We start from the raw sequence: 19531 nt of genomic DNA, 5'->3' as shown, positions 1-19531 counted from the left end.
TCGGTCTGAGGCTCTGGACGGCGACCCACTCGCCCTAGCGCTTCCTGCAGACGGCCAAAACTTATTTCAATTTCTTGATATGCTCCTCTCTCTCCTAATAATTCCACGAGTAATCTAAAAGCATCTTCATTTTCTGGCTGCCTTTCCAGGAGGAGGCGAAGATAGAGTTCAGCTTGAGCAATTCCCCCCTGATGCAGATAGCAGCGCACGAGTGCCTGAACGCACTGGCTAAGGAGGCCTTCGAGCAGTTCACGTCTTGCTTCCAGCCAGGGAGCATAGCAGCCGGTCAGGAAGGCACCCCGTCGCCCGAGCTGAAAGGCCCGTTCCCAACAGACTAAGGCTAAACCCTGCTCTCCAAAGCGTTCAAAACGACTGGCCTGCTCCATATACCATAAAAAGGCATCGACATCCAACCAGACAGTTGGATAGGGAGCTATACGATAGGCCCTGCTTACACCAGCCTGCTCTAACCAAAACAATCTATCAGGTTCGACTTCTGGCGCTACAGACCTTAATAGACAGCGCAGGCGAGATGCCGTATCATCGAGCCGAGCCGCAGCCTTGCGAGGAGGATAGTCTCCAAAGAGCCATTCCTGCAGGTCTTCACGTGTGGCTAGCCGCTCCGGCTGGCACAACAAGGCAGCCAACAGCGCAAAAATATGCTGATAGCTGCTTAAGCTCTTTCTACGAATCCCCCTCTGCTCTCCCTGAGAGAGGACACGACTGGACCATACCCGCCTAGGGGCCTGCTCTGGCCCTTGCACCGTCAACCAACCGAAGGTGCGTAGCACAAGCCAGGACTCCCTCCGCTTCTGTCTGACGGAGTCTCCCCTGGGATCGATCTCGATGACGTCCTTCTCTTCCATTCTGCGAGAGCCTCCTCTAGGAGCCTGACAGTAGAACTGAACCTAGCCAGGTGTGATGTTCCTCTTCTGAGAAACCTTTTATACAAGAGTATATAAATGCTTTTTCTAAAGTATACCATCCATTCGCTTACGGCGCCAGATGCCTCACAGGCTCAAGAGACAGTCCAGAGAAAGTCACAGCTAGCCACGAGATGTTACCAGAAAAGCTAGAGATGAGTATAAAGAGCAGACAGCAGCTCACAAGAAGCTTACACGCCCAGGCTCTAGGCAGTGATGGCTTTTTCCTCTGGCGCTCTCAGCTCCGTCATCCTGGGCTACTTGATCCGTGGTTAGGATGAACAATGCGAGACAATCTATAAACTTCGCTCCGCCGATCATCCTGAATACAGGCATATCATGATAACTACGGTAGCAAAAGCCATTCTCCTAGCGTGCCAGTGAACTGAGCATATACTAGAATTTCATTGATCAGAAAATTCCTATAAAGGGAATTAAAACTACAGGAGGAACCGAGGCAAGAGACCCTGGAGCCGAGCTATCTTTGGCCGAAGGACAGCTTCAGAAGGCAGGAATACAGAAAGGAGAGCGGATCTATGCTTATAGCGAATCCTTGCCAGCCGCCAGATCACCAGCCGCCCCATCTGGTCGGCCTGAGAGACCAGACCCACATGAGCAACACTAGTCCCCAGTTCCGTGCAGCTTCATTGGCAGAAGAGAGCGACTATGCATCACAGTCCCGCCGCATCGATTCTCTGACCAAGCTTGGCAGGCAGGCATTCCAACAGGGCCAGTTAGCAGAGGCATTGCGCATCTTCGAAGAAGCTTGGAAGCTAGCAGTATCTGCCCAGTTGCCGGCTGAGGCAGCAAGGCTACAGGGATGGTGTGGCTTGATCTACCGCCGCTTCGGTCGCTCGCAACTGGCATTGAAAGCCTACCAGAGCGCCTTATCTTTCTACAGAAGAGACCCTGATTCTAGCTGGTCTGCCTTCCTGACAAGCGAGATCGGTCAGGCGCTGCGTCTACAAGGGCGCCTCTCAGAAGCTTTCCTTTACTGCCTGGCCGGCTTACGCCTTCATCTCCAGCTTGCAGAACAGGGCCGGGGCAACACTCTCGCGATAGGGATGAGTCACGCTGCGCTTGGTCTGGTCTGGCTCTCCTTTCGAGAACTTGCCCATGCCGAAAAACATTTTCAAGCAGCCCTTACGTACTACCAGCAAGCTGCTTACCAACCAGGAATCGCCACCCTCTTCTATTATCAGGGGCTGATCGCTCTGGCTAAGACTCAGCTTAAACGAGCAGCAGAGCTATTCCAGCAGGTGAACATGCTGGCAAGGGATTGCAAGGGCGATGAAGAAATTGCCCTACTCAGCGAGTATGGCTTAGGCCGTCTTGCTGCCTGTAAAAAAAGCTGGCCAGAAGCAATAAGCCGTCTCCGCAACGTCTGTGAAGGCGCTCAACGCCTCCAGAATCGCTATCTCCAGGGAAACAGTTTCTTGGAGATGGCCAGAGTGCTGCAGCACTCCGGCCAATATGCAGCGGCCAACCACTGTTGTCTTCAGGCCCAAGCACTTGCCAGGCAAGAGGACTATCGCCTGTTGTTGGCTCACAGTGAAATTCTATTAGGCGACCTTTTCATCACCCAGGGCCAAGTCGCTCAAGCCTTCGCTCACTACCGCGAAGGGTGCTCTTTGTCGGCCCTAACCGAGGCCCAGACGCATCTACAGGCCAAGCAGCGACTAATTGAAGGGCTGTCGTCTGTATTGCAGGGGTTTGGAAAGGGATCAGAAAAATTTTGCCAAAGGCAGATAACTGGCTCCTCTTTGCTGGAGGGCCAAGCTGACGAAGGTCTCTGACAGAGATCAAGCCCTTACAATAAGAGGACCCTGAGCGGAGCCTTCTCGGGCTGGCCCGCCCAGGGTCCTCAAGTCCCGCGCCCTGCCAGCCGTGGACCAGTGGCGGGGGGGACGAGGAGTCGCCGCTTAGAGGTCGATCCTCAGCCGCGCGCGCGCTCGGCAGCCTTCAAAATGGCACGGCGCGCCATCACCGCGGCCATCTGCGCCCGATACTGCTTCGAGCCATGAATATCCTCCATCAGCTCCAGGCCCTCAGCAGCATGGCTGGCCGCCTCGGCCACCGTCGCCTCATCCAGCTGCTTGCCCATCAGGGCCGCCTCCACCGCCGAGGCCCGCGTCGGCATCGTCCCCGCCCCAGTAATCACCACGCTGGCCGCCGTGCAAGCGCCATCGGCCCCCAAGGTCACCACCGCCGCGCAGCCCGCCACCGCGTAGTGCGACGCCTTATTAGCCAGCTTGGTATAGGCGCTGCCCGTGCGCGCCGGCGGCAGTGGAAAACGAATCTCCGTCACCATCTCGCCCGGCTCCAGGGCCGTCGTGAAGGTCCCCAGGAAGAAATCATCCGCCGCGACCGTTCGCTCCCCATTGGGGCCGCGCACACGAATCTCCGCCTTCAAGGCCCGCACCGCCCCCGGCATGTCTGCCGACGGATCAGCATGCGAAATACTGCCGCCGATCGTCCCCCGATTGCGCACCTGCGGATCACCGATCACCGAAGCGCACTCGGGCAAGACGGCAAAGTAGCGACGCAAGACCTCCGAGCGCTCAATCGTCGCATAGGTCGTCAAGGCACCCACCGCTACCACATTCCCCTCTTCTCGAATATAAGAAAGGCCAGGAATGCGGCCAATATCGATCAGGTGAGCTGGCTGAGCCAGACGCAGCTTCATCGTTGGGATCAGACTATGGCCGCCGGCCAGCAACTTGGCATCATCACCGTACTGCGAGAGCAGGGCAATGGCCTCATCCACCGAGGACGCAGGATGATACTCAAACGTGGCAGGAATCATCAGACATCTCCTCCTCGCATCGTACGTCAGTCAGTCAGCCAGGGCGAGGGAGTGTGGACCAGCCAGAGAGAGCCGATTGACGGCCTGCTCACCTGCCGGACCGCCTTCTCATCCCTGGCCCTGGCCTTCATCAGCGACGTTCGTCAGGGCAACAGCTCACAGGCAACTTCACGCCTGCGGCTGGGCCTGCTGCTGCTGGATAATCCGCCAGATGCGTTCGGGCGTAAACGGGATATCGACATGCGGTAGACCAAGCGCATCGGCCACCGCTCCGGCCACCGCTGGCGTAGCGGCGATCGTCCCGGCCTCGCCCACGCCCTTGACCCCGAGCGGATTATACGGCGTTGGCGTCACCGTATGATCCAGCTCAAAAGGAGGCAGCTCCGAAGCCAGCGGCATCGCATAGTCCATGAACGTCGACGTCAGCAACTGGCCATTCTCATCGTAGACCACGCCCTCAAAGAGAGCCTGCCCGACCCCCTGGACAATGCCACCGTGGATCTGGCCCGCCACCAGGAGCGGATTCAGCTGGCGCCCGCAATCATCGACGGCCACATAGCGCCTCAGATGCACCTCGCCCGTATCCTTATCGATCTCCACGACGCAGATATGCGTCCCGAACGGGAAGGTACAGGCCTCCGGCTCAAAGAAGACCGTCGTCTCCAGTCCCGGCTCAATCCCCGGCGGCAGCGTATTCGAGAAATTGGCCGCCGCCGCCACCTCGGCGAAGGTTACCGCCTTCTGCGGCGCCCCAGCCACCGAGAACTTGCCATCCTCCAGCGTCACATCTGCCGGGCTGGCCTCCAGCATATGGGCGGCGATCTGCTTCATCTTCTCCTTCAGCTTCTGCACCGCATTATAGACCGCCGTACCGCCCACCGCCGTCGTACGGCTGCCGTAGGTGCCGCGTCCCTCGGGCGTCGAATCGGTATCGCCGTGGAGCACCAGCACGCGCTCGATCGGAATGCCAAACTCATCGGCGGCGATCTGCGCAAAGGTCGTCTCCTCGCCCTGTCCATGCGGCGAAGCCCCCGTATAGATCAAGACATCGCCGCTCTGATCGACGCGTACCCGCGCGCTCTCATAGAGGCCGAACGGCGTCAGTCCCTTGGGGCCGATGCCGCAAATCTCCACATAGGAAGAGATGCCGATCCCCATCAGCTTCCCCTGGGCTCGCTTCTGAGCCTGCTCGGCGCGCAGCTGCTGATAGCCGATCAACTGCATGGCCTTCTCGAGGGCCAGCTGATAGTTGCCGCTATCGTAGACCGTACCGGTGGCCATCTTATGCGGGAACTGCTCCGGCTTCACAAAATTGATCATGCGCACCTCGGCAGGATCTTTGCCCAGGGCATGAGCCACCAGATCAACGGCCCGCTCCGCGATATAAGCAGCCTCGGGCCGGCCCGCCCCGCGATAGGCATCGGTCGGGGCCTTATTGGTAAAGACAATATCGCAACTGCCATAGGCCACCGGGATATCGTAGCAGCCACAGATCATCGGCAGCGTAAAGGCAATCGCGATCACATCCGTAAAGAACTGCAGGTAGGCGCCCAGATCCGAGACCACATGGACCTTGAGGCCGGTGATCTTTCCATCGCGCGTCGCCGCCACCTCCACATAATTGATCTGATCGCGTCCGTGGATGGTCACCGCCAGGTTCTCGCTGCGGTCCTCGATCCACTTGACCGGGTGGCCCGTCTTCATGGCCGCAAAGGCCGCCAGGGCCTCTTCGGGGTAAATATTGAGCTTGCAGCCGAAGCCACCACCGACCTCGGGCACAATCACCCGTACCTGATGCTGCGGCAGACCGAGCTGCTCGGCCAGGTAGTTACGCAACAGATGAGGAATCTGCGAAGAGCTCCAGATGGTCAGCGTGCGATCCGCCTTGCGGAACTCCGCCACCACGCCGCGCGTCTCCATCGGCGAAGGGGCCAGGCGCTGATTGACCATGCGCTGCCTGACCACAATGCCCCCGTTGGCCTGCGTCTCAGCAAAGACGCGGTCGATCTCATCGGTTGGAGGGCGCACCGAAGCGGCCACGTTGGTCCCGAACTCCTCATAGAGCAAGGGCGCATCGGGCTGAGCCGCCTTCTCAGGATCAACCACCGCCGGCAGCGGCTCGTAGTCGACCTCGATTAGATCGAGGGCATCACGCGCCCCGTAGCGGCTCTCGGCGATCACCACCGCCACCGGGTCGCCGTAGAAGCGGACCTTCCCCTCAGCCAGCGGCCCGCGCCGGCCCATGCCATTCGTGATGTGCGGAGGCAACGGGGCCGCCACCGGGATATTACCAACTACCCCCTTGAGGTCCTGAGCCGTATAGACCGCTACCACGCCCGGCGCCTGTTTGGCCGCCTCCGTATTGATGCTGCGAATACGGGCGTGGCCGTAGGGACTGCGCAAGACGGCCATATAGAGCATGCCGGGGAGCTTGAGATCGTCGACATAGGTCGCCTGACCAGTGATCAGACGGGGATCTTCGCGCCGCTTAATCGGCGTACCAACCAGTGCAGCAATACCCATAAGCAACCGTTCCTTTCTCCTCGTAACAGGCAACAGAGACGTCTAGAGGAGACCTGGCCAGTTCAAGCCAGCCAACACAGCAGCCCGCCTCCCCCCGTCCGGCCTCGAATGGAACGGAACGGAAAGGCGGACGGCCTGCAGACAGCGCTGTCTGAACCAGGTAAGCACTCTTCCTGCTGGATGACTATACGAACGCCAGTAACGACAGCTGGGCGCAGCCGGGCCTCGCCGGCGCGGACCGGCGCGGCTGGCATTGCCGGGTCAACGGGGTTGGAGGCCGGGCCGGCCTGATGCCGGCTCAGCGCAACAGGAGACAGGCCAGAGAGGGAGGGCCTGACGCTACTCGCTGGCACCCACAGGTTGCGAGGCGCCCGCCTGCAGCTTTTCAGCCGCATATTGGACAGCCCGCACAATATTCTGGTAGCCCGTGCAGCGGCAAATATTGCCCTCCAGCCCTTTGCGGATCTCATCCTCGCTCGGGTTGGGGTTGGTCTTGAGCAACTGGTAGGCCGCCATGATCATACCTGGCGTACAAAAGCCACACTGCAGCCCATGCTTCTCCCAAAAGCCTTCCTGCAGCGGATGAAGCTGTCCCTCTGGAGCCAGGCCCTCGATGGTCGTCACCTCACAGCCGTCCGCCTGCACGGCCAGCACGGTGCAGGACTTGACCGCCTCGCCATTGAGCAGCACGGTGCAGGCCCCACACTGCGAGGTGTCGCAGCCGATGTGCGTACCTGTCAGATCCAGCACATCGCGTAAATAATGCACCAGCAACATGCGCGGTTCGACCTCTGAACGGTATTGCTGACCATTCACAGTCACCGTGATTTCGCGCTTCGTCGTCATTGGTGATACCCTCCATGTGGTCGGTTTGATCAGGCCCGTGAGTGAATTTCTGCCCTCAGTTCAGTATACAGGGGCCTGGAACGAACGGCATAGGACCATAAGGGAACAGCTCGTCTACATTGGGCTGCAGCCAGGGAAGCGGATGGCCTGAGCGCGCTGGCCATCGGCCCAGGGCCGCAGGCGCTTAGATGCCCCTACTCGCAGACAACTTGCTCTGGATGCTTCGTAGACGGGGAAAGGATCAACAGGGCAGGCTCGCCAGATCGCTGCCCCCCTGCCTCTTCATCGCTGTGGCTTCTCCTTCCTTTCTCGCTCCATACACACGCCCAGAGAGAACGACCTTTTGAGCACCATGCGCACCGGGTCACGCCGGGTCACGCCGAGTCGCTCACCGGCCTCCCTCCTCCCAGGCTACCCCTGCGCCCGCTAAGGCTGGCCACCGCAACAGCGCGAGAGAGCCGCGGCAGCTCTCTGCGGAGGCGGCACGCTTCAGGTAAGCGTGCCAGACCGGCAAGAACTCGCGTCAGCTAACAGATAGAGAGTAGCACACGAAAGGGCTGAGTGTCAATCGACACCAGGCCCGCAAAGCCGATTCCTTGCCCCTCCCCCGCTCGCTTGTGGTACAATATCCCTGATTTTTAATAGGGTATAAAGTACACTAACTGAGGAGGGCTTCCGATGCATCGCCGCGCCCCCAGTGTGCACCCGGGATTAATGACCGACATGTACCATCCAGACGCAGCCTACGTGAGCTGGCGCACCGGTCGCAACGGCCTGGCTACCTTTGACCTTTACGCGCGCACGGCCCCTTTCGGCGGCGCTTACCTGCTCGTCGCCGGTCTGGAGGCCGCGCTCGAATTCGTGCAGTCGTTCCGCTACACCGAAGAAGAGCTGACCTTTCTGGCGCGCATCCGTGACTACGACGCCGCCTTTCTGGACGAACTGGCCAATCTGCGCTTCACTGGCGAGATCCTCGCTATGCCGGAAGGATCAATTGCCTTCCCCAACGAGCCGATTCTGCGTGTGACGGCCCCGTTCCGCGAGGCGCTCCTGCTAGAGGCTGGCATCCTGCAAGCCATCAACCTGGCGACGCTGATCGCCACCAAGGCCTCGCGTATTGTCTACGCCGCCCAGCAGGGCCAGCCACGTCGCGTGGCCGAGTTCGCCTTCCGTCGCGCCCAGGAGCCGATGACGGTCGCGCGCGCGGCCTACATCGGCGGCTGCGCCAGCACCTCGCTGCTGAACGCCGCCTATGAGTTCCGTCTACCGGCGACCGGCACCGTCCCCCATGCCCTGATCGAGCTGTTCGACAGCGAGGAGGAGGCCTTCGAAGCCGTCGCCCAGGCGTACAACCGCTATACGCTGCTGCTGGATACCTACGATCCGCGCCGCGCCATTCACACGGCCATCGAGGTAGCCTTGCGCGCTCAGGAGACCCTGGGCCATACCCTGGCCGCCGTACGCATCGACAGCGGCGACCTGGTGGCCGACAGTCTCTACATTCGCGAGCAGCTTGACAAAGCGGGTCTGCAGCATGTGCGCATCCTGGCCAGTGGCGACCTGGACGAGTGGAAGATTCTAGAGCTGCTGCAGGCCGGCGCAGCCATCGATGCCTTCGGCGTCGGTACCGCCCTGGGGAGCGGCGCCGGCTCGGTTGAGCGCGGGATCGCCGGCGGTTCGCTCGGAGCGGTCTACAAAGAGGTCTGGTACGTCGACGAGAACGGCACCGAGTACCCCAAGGTGAAGCTGGCCCACGAGAAATCAACCTGGCCGGGCAAAAAAGAGATCTATCGTCATCCTCAGTGGGAGGAGGACGTGGTGCAACTGGCCCATGAACCAGCCCCAGCCGGCTATCACCGCCTGCTGAAGCCGGTGATGCGCAACGGCGAGATGGTACCGGGCAGTCTGCCGCCGCTCTCGGAGATCCGCGAGCTAGCCCAGCAAAATCTGGCCGCCCTGCCCGAGAAGTACCGGGCGTTGACAGTGCAGGAGCCATATCCCGTGCACTTCAGCGAAGGGCTGCAGGTGTTGCGTCGTCAGGCGGCGCGCATCGTTGGGGTGGAGCTGGCTGAGTAGAGCAGGCCGGCGAGCCGAGAGGCAGGCAGCCCGCCCCGTCTAGGACTTGGCGGCAAGCGCTACTGCTCTCCACCTCTGGTGGAGTATAATGCAGGGGAGTTGATCCGCGCGAGGAGGCTGAGGGGGAGAAGCATAAGGCTTATTCTGAGAAGAAAAGAGGGAGAGAGCATGGCCGAGAGCGCCATCGAGCCGCCGGAGCGGGCCGCGGCTCAGTATGAGCGCCCCACCCTGCCAGAGCAGGCAACCTGCCCAGAGACGGCACCGGCCCCCTCCAGCCTGACGCCGGCTGAGGGGCCAGCAACAGAAGAAAGAGATCGGAGAAGCGAGCCAGCCGAGACGGTGCTGTGGACGCCAGGCTTCATCGTGGTTTTTGCTCTGACCCTTGGTCTGGGCCTGAGCGCTGAATGTCTCCTGACCAACGGCTGGCTGGCCCACCTCTACGGCGGCAACTGGCCCCAGCTCGCTCATCTGGCGGCCTTACTGCTGCTCTGGCTCGGACTGCTGGTTCGAGGGCGCACAGCCTGGGTGAGACTGGGAGCTATCTTCGGCTGCCTGTGGGCCTGCTTTGTGGGCCTCAATCTGCTCCTCAATCTGCGCGCCAGCTCCCAGCCGGCGGCGGTCGCCTATTTGAATGCCTCGGGGAACCTCTCCTTGCTGGGCATGTATCTCTGCTTCGCCACAGAACGGGCGCGTGCCCCCCGCTGGGACACCTGGTTCTTTGCCCTGACTCTGCTGGGAGGGTGCGGCGCCGTCCTGGCCGACTATCTGTTGACCGCCCCCGATCAGCGCTCCTTGATGACGGTCGCCGACGCCATCGCCGCCCTGGCCCTCTGGCTGGCGCTGCTGGTCTGGTGGCTGCGCCCCGCCTGCTGGCGCCTCCATCCGGGGCCGACCTTCCTTTTCGGGCTGTTTCCGCTCATCATCCTTCTCCTCTCTATTCCTGGGATCACAAACAGTTTCAACAACCTGTTCTTCCTACAAGTAGCGGACCTCTGTCTGCTCCTCGGTGGCTTGCGGATTCTGCAGGCCCAGCGCGTTCTCTCCTGAGAGGACCTGCAAGCCAGGGTCCCAATGGCGGCCCGCTCAGCCGTTTTAGAAGAAGGAAGAGGGAGCCGCGCGCGGCCATAAGCCTACAACCTTTCTGACCACGCCTGCCCGGCGGCGTGTACTCAGCAGGAGGTAATCAGGAGGTCACAGTCAACAATGCCCTCACCGTCCGAACCACAGCGCGCCAACGATCTGTACGCCACCCTGGCCATCAGCTCCGAGGAGGCCAGAACCGGCACCAGCCGCATTCTCACCCTACCCGATGGGCGCCAGCTGCCGATTACGCTGCCGGCGGGTGTTCAATCGGGCCAGCAACTGAGCTTTACTGGCCAGGGGCGGCGCCGAGACGATGGCACCTATGGTTCGCTCCAGCTTACCATCACCGTCCTGCCCGGACCACCCCCAGGTGGAGCACCCGGCCTCTCCTCCGAGGAAGCAGTCCCTACGCTACTCAGCGGCGATCGGCTCCAGTTGGCAGCACCCGCCGCGCTCGCCTCCTCTCTCCCAACGGCAGGGCAGGCGGCGCTCTCATCTTCTCAAACACCGGCTTCACTTCCGCAGACCCCCCCCTCTCCGTCACCATCCTGGCCCCGGTCAGCACCGGCTCAGCGGAAGAGCGCCAGCTCAAGGCGTCCCCTCTGGCTGGTGACGACCGCTGTGCTTCTTCTGGTAGTGATCAGCAGCGCGGCCCTGCTGGAGCAGCACCTGCAGCAGGCCCAGGGGCAGGCCAGCGCTACCGCCACCAGCGCCGCCGCTACTGCCTTCGTCGCCACCAGGCAGGCAGATGGGCAGGCCAGCGTCGTGGCTCAGGCCACAGCTGCCGCTCAGGCAACCGCGTCGGTGATCGCCGCCAATCCCAATCCCTACCCACCGGGCGGGGGCAAGCTGGTACTCTACACCCCCCTGAGCGACGCGCAGAACAGCATCGGCTGGGAAACCAGCATTCATTGTACCTTCCGCTCTGGCGCCTATCACGTCGTGAGCCAGGACCCACGCTACTTCGACCACTGCAGCAACGGCATCAGTTACAGCGACTTCACCCTCGAAGTCGAGATGACAATCGTAGCAGGGGATCAGGGCGGGCTGCTCTTCCGGGGAGCGGATATCGGTAACAACAGATATTACCTCTTCCAGATCAGCACGACCGGCATCTATACGCTGTTTGCCTACACCGGCGGCAACCAGGCCGAGGAGCTGACGCGGGGCGTCGCCCTGAACTACCAACGCGGCCTCGGCCAGACCAATCTGCTGGCGCTCGTGGCCCGCGGCCACCACCTGACGCTCTACCTCAATCACCAACAGGTGGTGGCGATCACCGATGGGCACTATCGGTCCGGACAGCTGGCTCTCCTCTCAGTGCCACTCGCCGATGGCGGGCAACCAACAGAGGTGGCCTATCGCAACCTCAAAGTCTGGGCTTTCTAAATCCCGAGTAGATGGTGTATAATACCCAGCCAGGAAAAGAGAGGGTTCCACGAAAGAGGGCTATCTGCCAGCCAGCGCAGGGTAGGCAGGTACAGGAGAGAGAAGCCGACAGAGTACGCGCTGAACAGAAGGAAGCATGCATGTAAAGCCTTGAGGCTCGGAGAGGGACGATCCATCATGACCACAACTGCCACCATTCCCAAGGGGAAGTATCACATCTGGACGGTCGGCTGTCAGATGAATCAGGCCGACTCGCAGCGCATTCAGAGCATGCTTGATGAGTTGGGGTGGGAAGAGGCAAGCCTGGAGCAGGCCAATCTGGTGGTGCTCAATACCTGCAGCGTGCGCCAGGCGCCCGAGGAGAAGGCCCACAATCTGCTGGTGCGCCTCAAGCAGATGAAGGAGCGGCGCAGCGACCTGCTGATTGCTCTGATGGGCTGCATGATCGGCAATCAGAAGACGATCGACGAGCTGACGCGGCGCTATCCCCATATCGATCTGCTCTTCAAGGTAGAGCAGGCAGATATCCTGCCGCGCTTCCTCGAAGAGCGCTGGACGCCTATCTCCGGAGCGGGCTGCCTGGATATTGAGTATCAGGACGAGAGCGGCCAGCTGCATCAGCTCCAGCCCCTGCCGTTGGAGGCAGAGGGGCACCCACAGCAGAGCCAGCCGGCGCCCACGATCGCCACCTCGCTCAACCGGAGCGGGCAGCGCACGGTCTTGCCGATGGCCATCACCCCTCGCCCAGGCGAGCGCGTAGCCCACTATCCGACCCGGATCGAGGCGCGCTACGTGGCTCCTACCGCCTGGCTACCGGTGATCCTGGGCTGCAACAAGGTGTGCACCTACTGCATTGTCCCCTACCGCCGGGGCCGCGAGCGCAGCCGCCCGCTGGAGGAGGTCTACGCCGAAGCGCAGTCCCTGGTGGCCAAGGGGGCCCGCGAGCTGACGCTTCTCGGCCAGACCATCGAGGCCTATGGTCTCGATCTGCCCGGCCAGCCCGACCTGGCCGACCTGATGGAGAAGCTGAGCGAGATCGAGGGCCTCACGCGCATCCGCTTTATGACCTCCTACCCGCGTCACATGACGGATCGCATGATCCAGCGCATGGCGGCCCTGCCCAAGGTCTGCGAGCATGTCAATATTCCTGTGCAGTCGGGCGACGACGCCGTGCTGCGTCGCATGAAGCGTGGCTATACGATCTCCGAGTACCGCGAGCTGATTGCCAAGTTGCGCGCCTGGTGGCCTGGCGTGACGCTCTCGACGGATGTCATCGTTGGCTTCTGCGGCGAGACCGAGGAGGAGTTTCAGCATACGCTCGACCTGCTGGAAGAGATCCGCTTCGACGTCGTTCACGTGGCCGCCTACTCACCTCGCCCGGGCACGGTGGCAGCCCGCTGGGCCGACGATGTGCCGCTGGCCGAGAAGAAACGCCGGCTGCATGCCGTTGAGGAACTGCAGGCCCGCATTGCGCTGGAACTGAATCAGCACTATGTGGGACGGGTGGAGGAAGTGCTGATCGAGGAGAGCAATACGCTGCATGGCCGCCGTCAGTGGAAGGGCCGCAATCGCGGCAATAAGCTGGTCTACTTCCCTCCCGCTGATGACGAAGGACATCTGTCCTTCCACGATGGACGCGAGGCGGGCGTCGATCTGGAGGCGCTGCGCCCCGGCGACCTGGTGCAGGTGCGCATCGAGCGCGCTACCGCCTGGTCCTTGCAGGGTTGCGCCGTTGCGGTATAATAGGCGGGCCAGGCCCTGGCCCGCGGCATTTCGCAGTTCGTTCGTAGATGGAGGTGGCTTCTGATGACGCAAGCGCTATCGGCGGAGGAGAAGGCCCGGCTGAAGAAACAGTGGACGGAGCTGGCCATTCAGCAAGCCCTGACCAGCCAGTGGCAGGAAGCAGTGGTCACAAACAAGAATATCTTGAGCCTCTTCCCAACTGAGGCCGAGGCCTACAATCGCCTGGGCAAGGCCTACCGCGAGCTGGGTATGTACGCCGAGGCCCGCGAGGCTTACTCACAGACGCTCAAGCTCAATCCTAATAACACGATCGCACGCAAAAATTTGGAACAGCTCGCTCTTATCCAGGAGGATCAGGCCCGTATCAACGCTGCCACAGTCGCCATCGATCCGGTGATCTTCAACGAGGAGCCAGGCAAGCGGACGACTACCGACCTGATCAACCTGGCCGAACCCCAGGTGCTGGCCCGGGTCAGCACCGGCGAGAAGGTCCAGCTGGAGCGCGATGGCCATGCGATCTACGTGCGCTCCGCTACGGGTGAGCGGATCGGCCAGATTGAGCCGCGGCTGGCCAACCGCCTGATCACCCTGATGGAGCACGGCAATCGCTACGAGGCCGCCATCTCAACGCTGGATAACAACCACGTCCGCGTGGTGATCAGCGAATCCTATCAGCATCCCAGCATGGTGGGCACGGTGAGCTTCCCGGCCCAGGCTGGTGGTGAACTCGTCAGGCCGTACACGAAGGATAGCATGCTGCGCTACGACCGCGACGAGGAGGATGAGCTGCTCAGCGAGGATGAGTACTACGAGGGCGCTGACGATAGCGATGAGTACAGCGACCTCGATTTCGAGTCGGGTAGCGATGTCGAGGAGTAGCCAGAAGAGCAGGCCGGCACCAGCCCGCCAGGGAGGGACGGCCTGGCTGCTTCTCCCAGCGCAGCGCCCGCTCTTCTCGTCTCGACCTGGCAGCCGCGCCAGGCGCCAGGATGCTTGCCGGTCAATGGCCGCTGCTGCTGCTATCTCTGATTTGCATCTCTTCTCTTATCTATTGAGCTACTCTCATCTGGAAAGAGGTTGTGCTTGCTATGAATAAGCGGAAACGAGTCGCTCTGCGCAAACATCGCATTAAGGAGAAGAAACACAGGGAGAAGCGCAAGGCTCAGCGAGCCAGCGCGAGTGCGGCTTCGAATACGGCGCGGCGGTAACGCCGCGCTTCCCTGTTGTATGGAGGCGCTGCGATGACTAGCCCGTCCCCCGCTTCAGCGGCGACGGTGCGCAACGTATTAACTCTGCTCGCTTCCCGCGATGCCCAGCTGGTAGCCGGCGCCGAGGGACTGGAGCGCCGCGTGACCTGGGCTTTACGGATGCGCGCCCGCCTGCCAGCTTTTGAGAGCATCCGAGGCGGCGAGCTGGCGCTGCTCAGCCTGACGCAGCTGCGTCGCCTCGATGAAACATTGCCACACTTGCTGCAGACGCTGCATCGGGAAGGGATCGCCGCGGTGGCGGTCGCTGCCCCTTCGATCGAGTCCCTGGGGTCGGAGGCTGAGGCCGTGGCCAACCGGCTGCACCTGCCGCTGATCTACCTGCCAGCCTCGGCCCCGCTGGAGGAGATCGTGCGCGAGGTCATTACCTTTGTGGCCAGCTTCCGCAGCGAGATCGAGCGCCGTGCTACTGAGGTGGCCCACCAGTTGATGCAGCTCAGTGTCCAGGGCGTCGGCATCCAGGGCCTCTGCGAGCATCTGGCGCGCGTGACTGGCAAATGGGTCGTGGTGCAAGAGGCGGACTACTCGCCCCGCTGGCAGGTGGCTCCTCCTTCTGTCTTGCCGGAGGGCATGCTGCCCCCCAGTCTGCCCCCTTTGCAGGACGAGGACGCTTTGCGTCAAGAGGGCCTGGCGCGTGTGGTGGTCCCGATTCTGATCCGCCACGAGATCGTCGGCTACCTCTCTTTAGTGGGCCGGGAGCAGACTTTCGATTATCAGGAGCGCCTGCTACTTGGCCAGGTCTCTCCCATTCTGGCGCTGGAGTTTGTGCGCGAGCGCGAGCGCAGCGAGGTGGAGAGCCGCTATCAGCTGGAGGCCTTCCTCGATGTGGTTCAGGGCAACTACCAGCAGCCGGAGGAGATGCAGACCCGCGCCCGCCTGTTAGGCCACGATCTGACTCCTCCCCAGGTGGTGGTGGTCTTTGAGCTGTCCCCTCAGCAGGGGACTCCGCTGGCCGGGACGATCGCCGCGGGCTGGAGCCGGCGTGTGCGCGAGGAGCTCCTGCGCTCCTGGCCTTCGGCCTGGGTGGTTACGGAGCAGCAGCGAGTGACGGCCTTGCTGCCGCTCGGCGACCTGCGCACCGGTGGCAGCGATGCGCACTCCGACCATGAGCTAGAGCAGACGCTTTTGTCACGCCTGGAACGAGTACATAGTCGTATCCTGCAGAGCACCAATTTTTTGAAGGGGGAAAGCGCCTCCGCTGGCGGCTCGCGCTCGCCGGCACGTAACGAGAGCGAGCCGCTCTACTCGGTGGGCGTCGGACGCATCGCTCAGCAGATCCAGGGCATCGGGCAGTCGATGCGGGAGGCCCAGCAGGCTCTGGAGATTGGGCGCCGCCTCTTCGGCGAGGGCCGCCTCCATTCGTTCGCTCGCCTCGGAATTTATCGCCTCCTCTTCCACCTCTATGGCCATGAGGAGCTGACGGCCTTCTACCGCGAGACGCTCGGTCCGCTACTGGAACACGATAGCCGCGGCGGCGAGTTGATCGAGACGCTGGAGTGCTTCTTCCGCTGCAATGGAAACCTGAGCGAGGCCGCGCGCGCTATGCATATGCACCGCAATTCGCTGCTCTATCGCCTGGAGCGCATCGAGGAATTGCTCGGCCAGTCCCTTGAGGATTCAGAGCTGCGCCTCTCCTTACAGATCGCCCTGAAAATCCGCTATATGCTTCAGGAACGCTGAGCTGTACCTCTCATAGATTTTCCCCACCCTGCTCTGCTTATTCTCCTGCTCGCGCTCTTCCGCGTCAGGAGCCTCTCTTCACCCCGGCAGGAATCTCAGCCATAGCCCGATAGTCTGTAATAGCTACCAGACGGCTACCGATGTGCTATCCTTTACAGAGATGTACCATTGTGAACCGCCTGACTGAGGCGCGACAGAGCAGGACCGCTGCGCCGCTGGGTTCCCAGGGTTTTTCGGAGGTACTGGTCAGACCTCCCCCAAGGTGGTGAGGAGAGAGGCAGCCCAGAACTACCCTCCTCTCGTACGTGATCGCTGTTGAGTCGAAGCTGGCACGCTGATGCGTTCTTTGGCTCTATCGGTTCTGCTTTCCGGTAAAAGAGGCGTTTTCTCTGTAAGATACTTGAGTTGACTGCAACTGAGCTACAGCGAAGAGAGGACTTCTGGCATGCGCATTGCGATTTTGTCGGATATTCATGGCAACCCGATCGCGCTGGATGCAGTGCTGGCCGATGTCCAGAGACAGGGACCCATCGATGAGTACTGGATTCTGGGCGATCTGGTCGCCATTGGCTATGATCCTGTCACCGTGCTGGAGCGGGTGACAAAACTGCCACGGGTGCGTTTTACACGTGGGAATACTGACCGCTATGTGGTGAGCGATGAGCTGCCCATCTCGATCGAGCAGATTCAGGCCCAGAGCCGCCTTGAGCTGCTGCCACAGCTGCTGAGTACGGTGAAGAGCTTTGCCTGGACAAAGGGCTATTTGACGGCCACTGGCTGGCTGGATTGGTTAGGCCGCCTGCCCCTGGAACAGCGGCTGACTTTGCCGGATGGGACGCGCTTGCTCGGGGTGCACGCCGCTCCCGGTACCGATGATGGCCCGGGCATCCATCCCCGTCTGAGCGAGGCTGAGCTGGAGGCCCTGGTGAAGGATTGTAACGCCGATCTGATCTGTGTTGGCCATACCCATATCCCGCTTGATCGTACGGTGTCAGGGATTCGGGTGGTGAACCTGGGCAGCGTGAGCAATCCGGTGACGCCGGAGCTGGTGGCCAGCTATGCAATTGTCAAGGCTAACAACAGCGGTTACCAGCTTCAGCTGCGACGCGTTCCTTATGATCGAGAGGCGGTGATGGAGGCGATCCGGCGCGCGCGCCATCCAGCAAGCGATTATTTGCAGGGTTTTATGCGCGGGGAGTTCGTGGCCAGGCAGGGCTGAGGCGGGCCAGGGTGCCTGCGACGAGCCCAGGGGAGCAAGCAGGTTGGGCGCGGAGGGGAGGCTTCTGAGTAGCTGATCACACTGTGCATGCAAGGGATAGGAGCAATGAGGGACTACAGCGGTCTGCAGTTCGGCCACTATCGCCTGGAGCACTTACTTGGGGCGGGCAGTTTTGCCCAGGTCTATCTGGCGACCCATGTGTATCTGCAGACCCAGGTCGCGGTCAAGGTGCTGCATGCGGCGCTCGGCCCCGAGGCGATCGAGCAATTCCGCCGCGAGGCGCGAACGATTGCCTCCCTGGTACACCCGCATATTGTGCGCGTGCTGGATTTCGGGCTACATGAGGGGCACCTCCCCTATCTGGTGCTGGATTATCAACCAGGCGGCTCGCTGCGCCAGCGCTATCCGCGCGGCAGCCGCCTGCCTCTGGAGTTGGCCCTGAGCTATGTGCGCCAGGCGGCGGAGGCACTGCAGTATGCTCACGAGCGGCGCATCGTCCATCGCGACGTGAAGCCGGAGAATATGCTGCTCGGTGAGGATGGTCTGTTGCGCCTGGCCGATTTCGGCATTGCGACTATCCTGGAGACAACAGGATCGCTGAGCCACGCTGTGGACGGCACGGCTGGCAGCCAGGATTTAGCTGGGACGGTGCTCTATATGGCGCCGGAGCAGATTCAGGCCCACCCACGCCCGGAGAGCGATCAGTATGCACTGGCGGTGGTGCTCTACGAGTGGCTCTGTGGAGCACCGCCTTTTACGGGCAACTTTGCTGAGGTGGCAGTGCGCCATTGCACGGTGATGCCCCCACCGCTGCGCGCTCGGGCCCCGGAGGTGCCCGCAGCAGTGGAGGAGGTCATTCTGCGGGCCTTGGCCAAGGATTGGCGCGCCCGCTTCCCTTCGGTGCGCGCTTTCGCGGAGGCGTTGGAGCAGGTCAGCGGGGTGGCGGTGCTCATGGCCGGCGCCCCACTGCCTTTGTCGGCGTCTGGGAGAGGCCCCCTCTCGGCTGGAACCGCCGCGGCCCTGCCAACAGAGCAGGCTCCCGCTGCTTTTTCGTATTATGCTGAGACGGGGACTCCTCCGCCGCGCCTGCCTCCACCTCCAATGGCCCTGAATTATTTGCCACTGGTGCGTGACGGCCTCTTTTCTCGATGGCTTTTCTGGCTGCTCGCCTATGTAAGCACGCTCATCGTTCCCTTTCTTCCGCTGCTTTTGCTGCCAGCTCCCTGGCAGACGTTGGGCCTGCCGCTCTGGCTCTATACGGCGATCGGTGGCTCGCTGGTGGGCAGCGGCACATTGCTGGCTGGAGCACTATGGGGAAGCTGGCGCGGAGCACTGGTGAATGGGGTCTATGCGCTTTTTCTGGCAACGATTAGTCTGGCAGGGCATTGGCTGTCATTTTCTCCATTTTTGCTCATGCCTCCTATAGCAGCATTGCTGACTGGCTGGATCTATGAGCACCGTACGCTGCGCGGTGTGGGACGGGCGCTCTTAGCTTTGCTGCCAGGCGCTTTGCTGCTGGTGCTGGGGCCGCTGCTGGGCAATCTGATGGGGAAGGCCGGCATGGCCGAGGTCACGCTCGCACTGCTGGTGACACTGGCAACGTTGATCCCTGGCCTGACGAATGGGCTGTTGTGGAGTGTGTTGGCGTCCCTGCTGGTGATGCTCCTGGTCGGCACAACGGTTGAGATGGCACTCCAGCGCTGGCTAGAGCGCCGACAGGGCTGAGGGAGTCGCAGTTTCTCCTTTGAGCCGGCAAAAGTTATTGCCAGCGCTGCTGACCTGTAACGCTGGCGCGCTGCTCTAAGCCTTTGATCCTGGTTCTCCTGACAGGAACCAGGACGAGAATGACCTTGTGCTCAAAAGAGCAGTCTTTACGCCTCTAATCCTCCTACTCTGACGCTTTCTATCGTCTTATTAATATTACCAAATCCATATAGTTTTCTATCGCATAGAAACAGATACGACGATAGATGATATA

The 19531-nt window shown here is 61.5% G+C and carries 12 protein-coding genes and 1 pseudogene; 9 read left to right on the top strand and 4 right to left on the bottom strand.

The window, feature by feature from the left end; translation table 11 throughout:
- Nucleotides 1-5: 5 nt before the first annotated feature.
- Nucleotides 6-866, bottom strand: a pseudogene (locus tag A4R35_RS25430) (AfsR/SARP family transcriptional regulator); the annotation flags it as partial.
- Between the two features lie 593 nt (nucleotides 867-1459).
- On the opposite strand from A4R35_RS25430, the gene A4R35_RS21600 reads away from it, so the two are divergent.
- The gene (locus A4R35_RS21600; protein WP_112433121.1) at nucleotides 1460-2719 is read left to right on the top strand and encodes a tetratricopeptide repeat protein; all 1260 of its coding nucleotides are present in this window, start codon (nucleotides 1460-1462) and stop codon (nucleotides 2717-2719) included.
- Between the two features lie 140 nt (nucleotides 2720-2859).
- Here A4R35_RS21600 and A4R35_RS21595 read toward each other — a convergent pair whose 3' ends face one another.
- The 3 genes from A4R35_RS21595 to A4R35_RS21585 all read right to left on the bottom strand — a co-directional run bounded on the left by A4R35_RS21595 (nucleotide 2860) and on the right by A4R35_RS21585 (nucleotide 7098).
- Complete coding sequence (locus A4R35_RS21595) at nucleotides 2860-3729, bottom strand: FAD binding domain-containing protein (RefSeq protein ID WP_112433119.1); 870 nt, start codon at nucleotides 3727-3729, stop codon at nucleotides 2860-2862.
- A 168-nt stretch (nucleotides 3730-3897) separates the two neighbouring features.
- Nucleotides 3898-6252, bottom strand: coding sequence for a xanthine dehydrogenase family protein molybdopterin-binding subunit (locus A4R35_RS21590; protein ID WP_112433116.1), 2355 nt, complete (start codon nucleotides 6250-6252; stop codon nucleotides 3898-3900).
- Between the two features lie 339 nt (nucleotides 6253-6591).
- Entirely contained in the window at nucleotides 6592-7098 is a 507-nt protein-coding gene (locus A4R35_RS21585) for a (2Fe-2S)-binding protein (RefSeq protein WP_112433114.1), read from the bottom strand.
- A gap of 678 nt (nucleotides 7099-7776) precedes the next feature.
- Here A4R35_RS21585 and A4R35_RS21580 point away from each other — a divergent pair.
- The 8 genes from A4R35_RS21580 (at nucleotide 7777) to A4R35_RS21545 (ending at nucleotide 19278) form a co-directional block, all read left to right on the top strand.
- Nucleotides 7777-9174 (top strand): nicotinate phosphoribosyltransferase, encoded by a 1398-nt coding sequence (locus A4R35_RS21580; protein ID WP_112433112.1) that lies wholly within the window; start codon nucleotides 7777-7779, stop codon nucleotides 9172-9174.
- 168 nt (nucleotides 9175-9342) lie between these two features.
- Nucleotides 9343-10221, top strand: coding sequence for a hypothetical protein (locus A4R35_RS21575; protein WP_112433110.1), 879 nt, complete (start codon nucleotides 9343-9345; stop codon nucleotides 10219-10221).
- A gap of 156 nt (nucleotides 10222-10377) precedes the next feature.
- Nucleotides 10378-11646: a family 16 glycoside hydrolase gene (locus A4R35_RS21570; RefSeq protein WP_112433108.1), complete on the top strand. Its 1269-nt coding sequence runs from the start codon at nucleotides 10378-10380 to the stop codon at nucleotides 11644-11646.
- 177 nt (nucleotides 11647-11823) lie between these two features.
- Nucleotides 11824-13389: a MiaB/RimO family radical SAM methylthiotransferase gene (locus tag A4R35_RS21565; RefSeq protein WP_146747300.1), complete on the top strand. Its 1566-nt coding sequence runs from the start codon at nucleotides 11824-11826 to the stop codon at nucleotides 13387-13389.
- A gap of 63 nt (nucleotides 13390-13452) precedes the next feature.
- Nucleotides 13453-14268 (top strand): tetratricopeptide repeat protein, encoded by an 816-nt coding sequence (locus A4R35_RS21560; RefSeq protein WP_112433106.1) that lies wholly within the window; start codon nucleotides 13453-13455, stop codon nucleotides 14266-14268.
- Between the two features lie 362 nt (nucleotides 14269-14630).
- A complete protein-coding gene (locus tag A4R35_RS21555; protein ID WP_112433104.1) occupies nucleotides 14631-16334 on the top strand; it encodes a helix-turn-helix domain-containing protein in 1704 nt (567 codons plus the stop codon).
- 445 nt (nucleotides 16335-16779) lie between these two features.
- Nucleotides 16780-17553, top strand: coding sequence for a metallophosphoesterase family protein (locus A4R35_RS21550; protein WP_112433102.1), 774 nt, complete (start codon nucleotides 16780-16782; stop codon nucleotides 17551-17553).
- 105 nt (nucleotides 17554-17658) lie between these two features.
- Nucleotides 17659-19278 carry a serine/threonine-protein kinase gene (locus A4R35_RS21545; RefSeq protein WP_189362161.1) on the top strand — a complete coding sequence of 540 codons (1620 nt, stop codon included), beginning with the start codon at nucleotides 17659-17661 and terminating at the stop codon, nucleotides 19276-19278.
- Nucleotides 19279-19531 lie beyond the last annotated feature (253 nt).

This window comes from Thermogemmatispora tikiterensis (assembly GCF_003268475.1).
GTDB lineage: Bacteria > Chloroflexota > Ktedonobacteria > Ktedonobacterales > Ktedonobacteraceae > Thermogemmatispora > Thermogemmatispora tikiterensis.
This window is presented reverse-complemented; position numbering and strand designations above follow the sequence as displayed.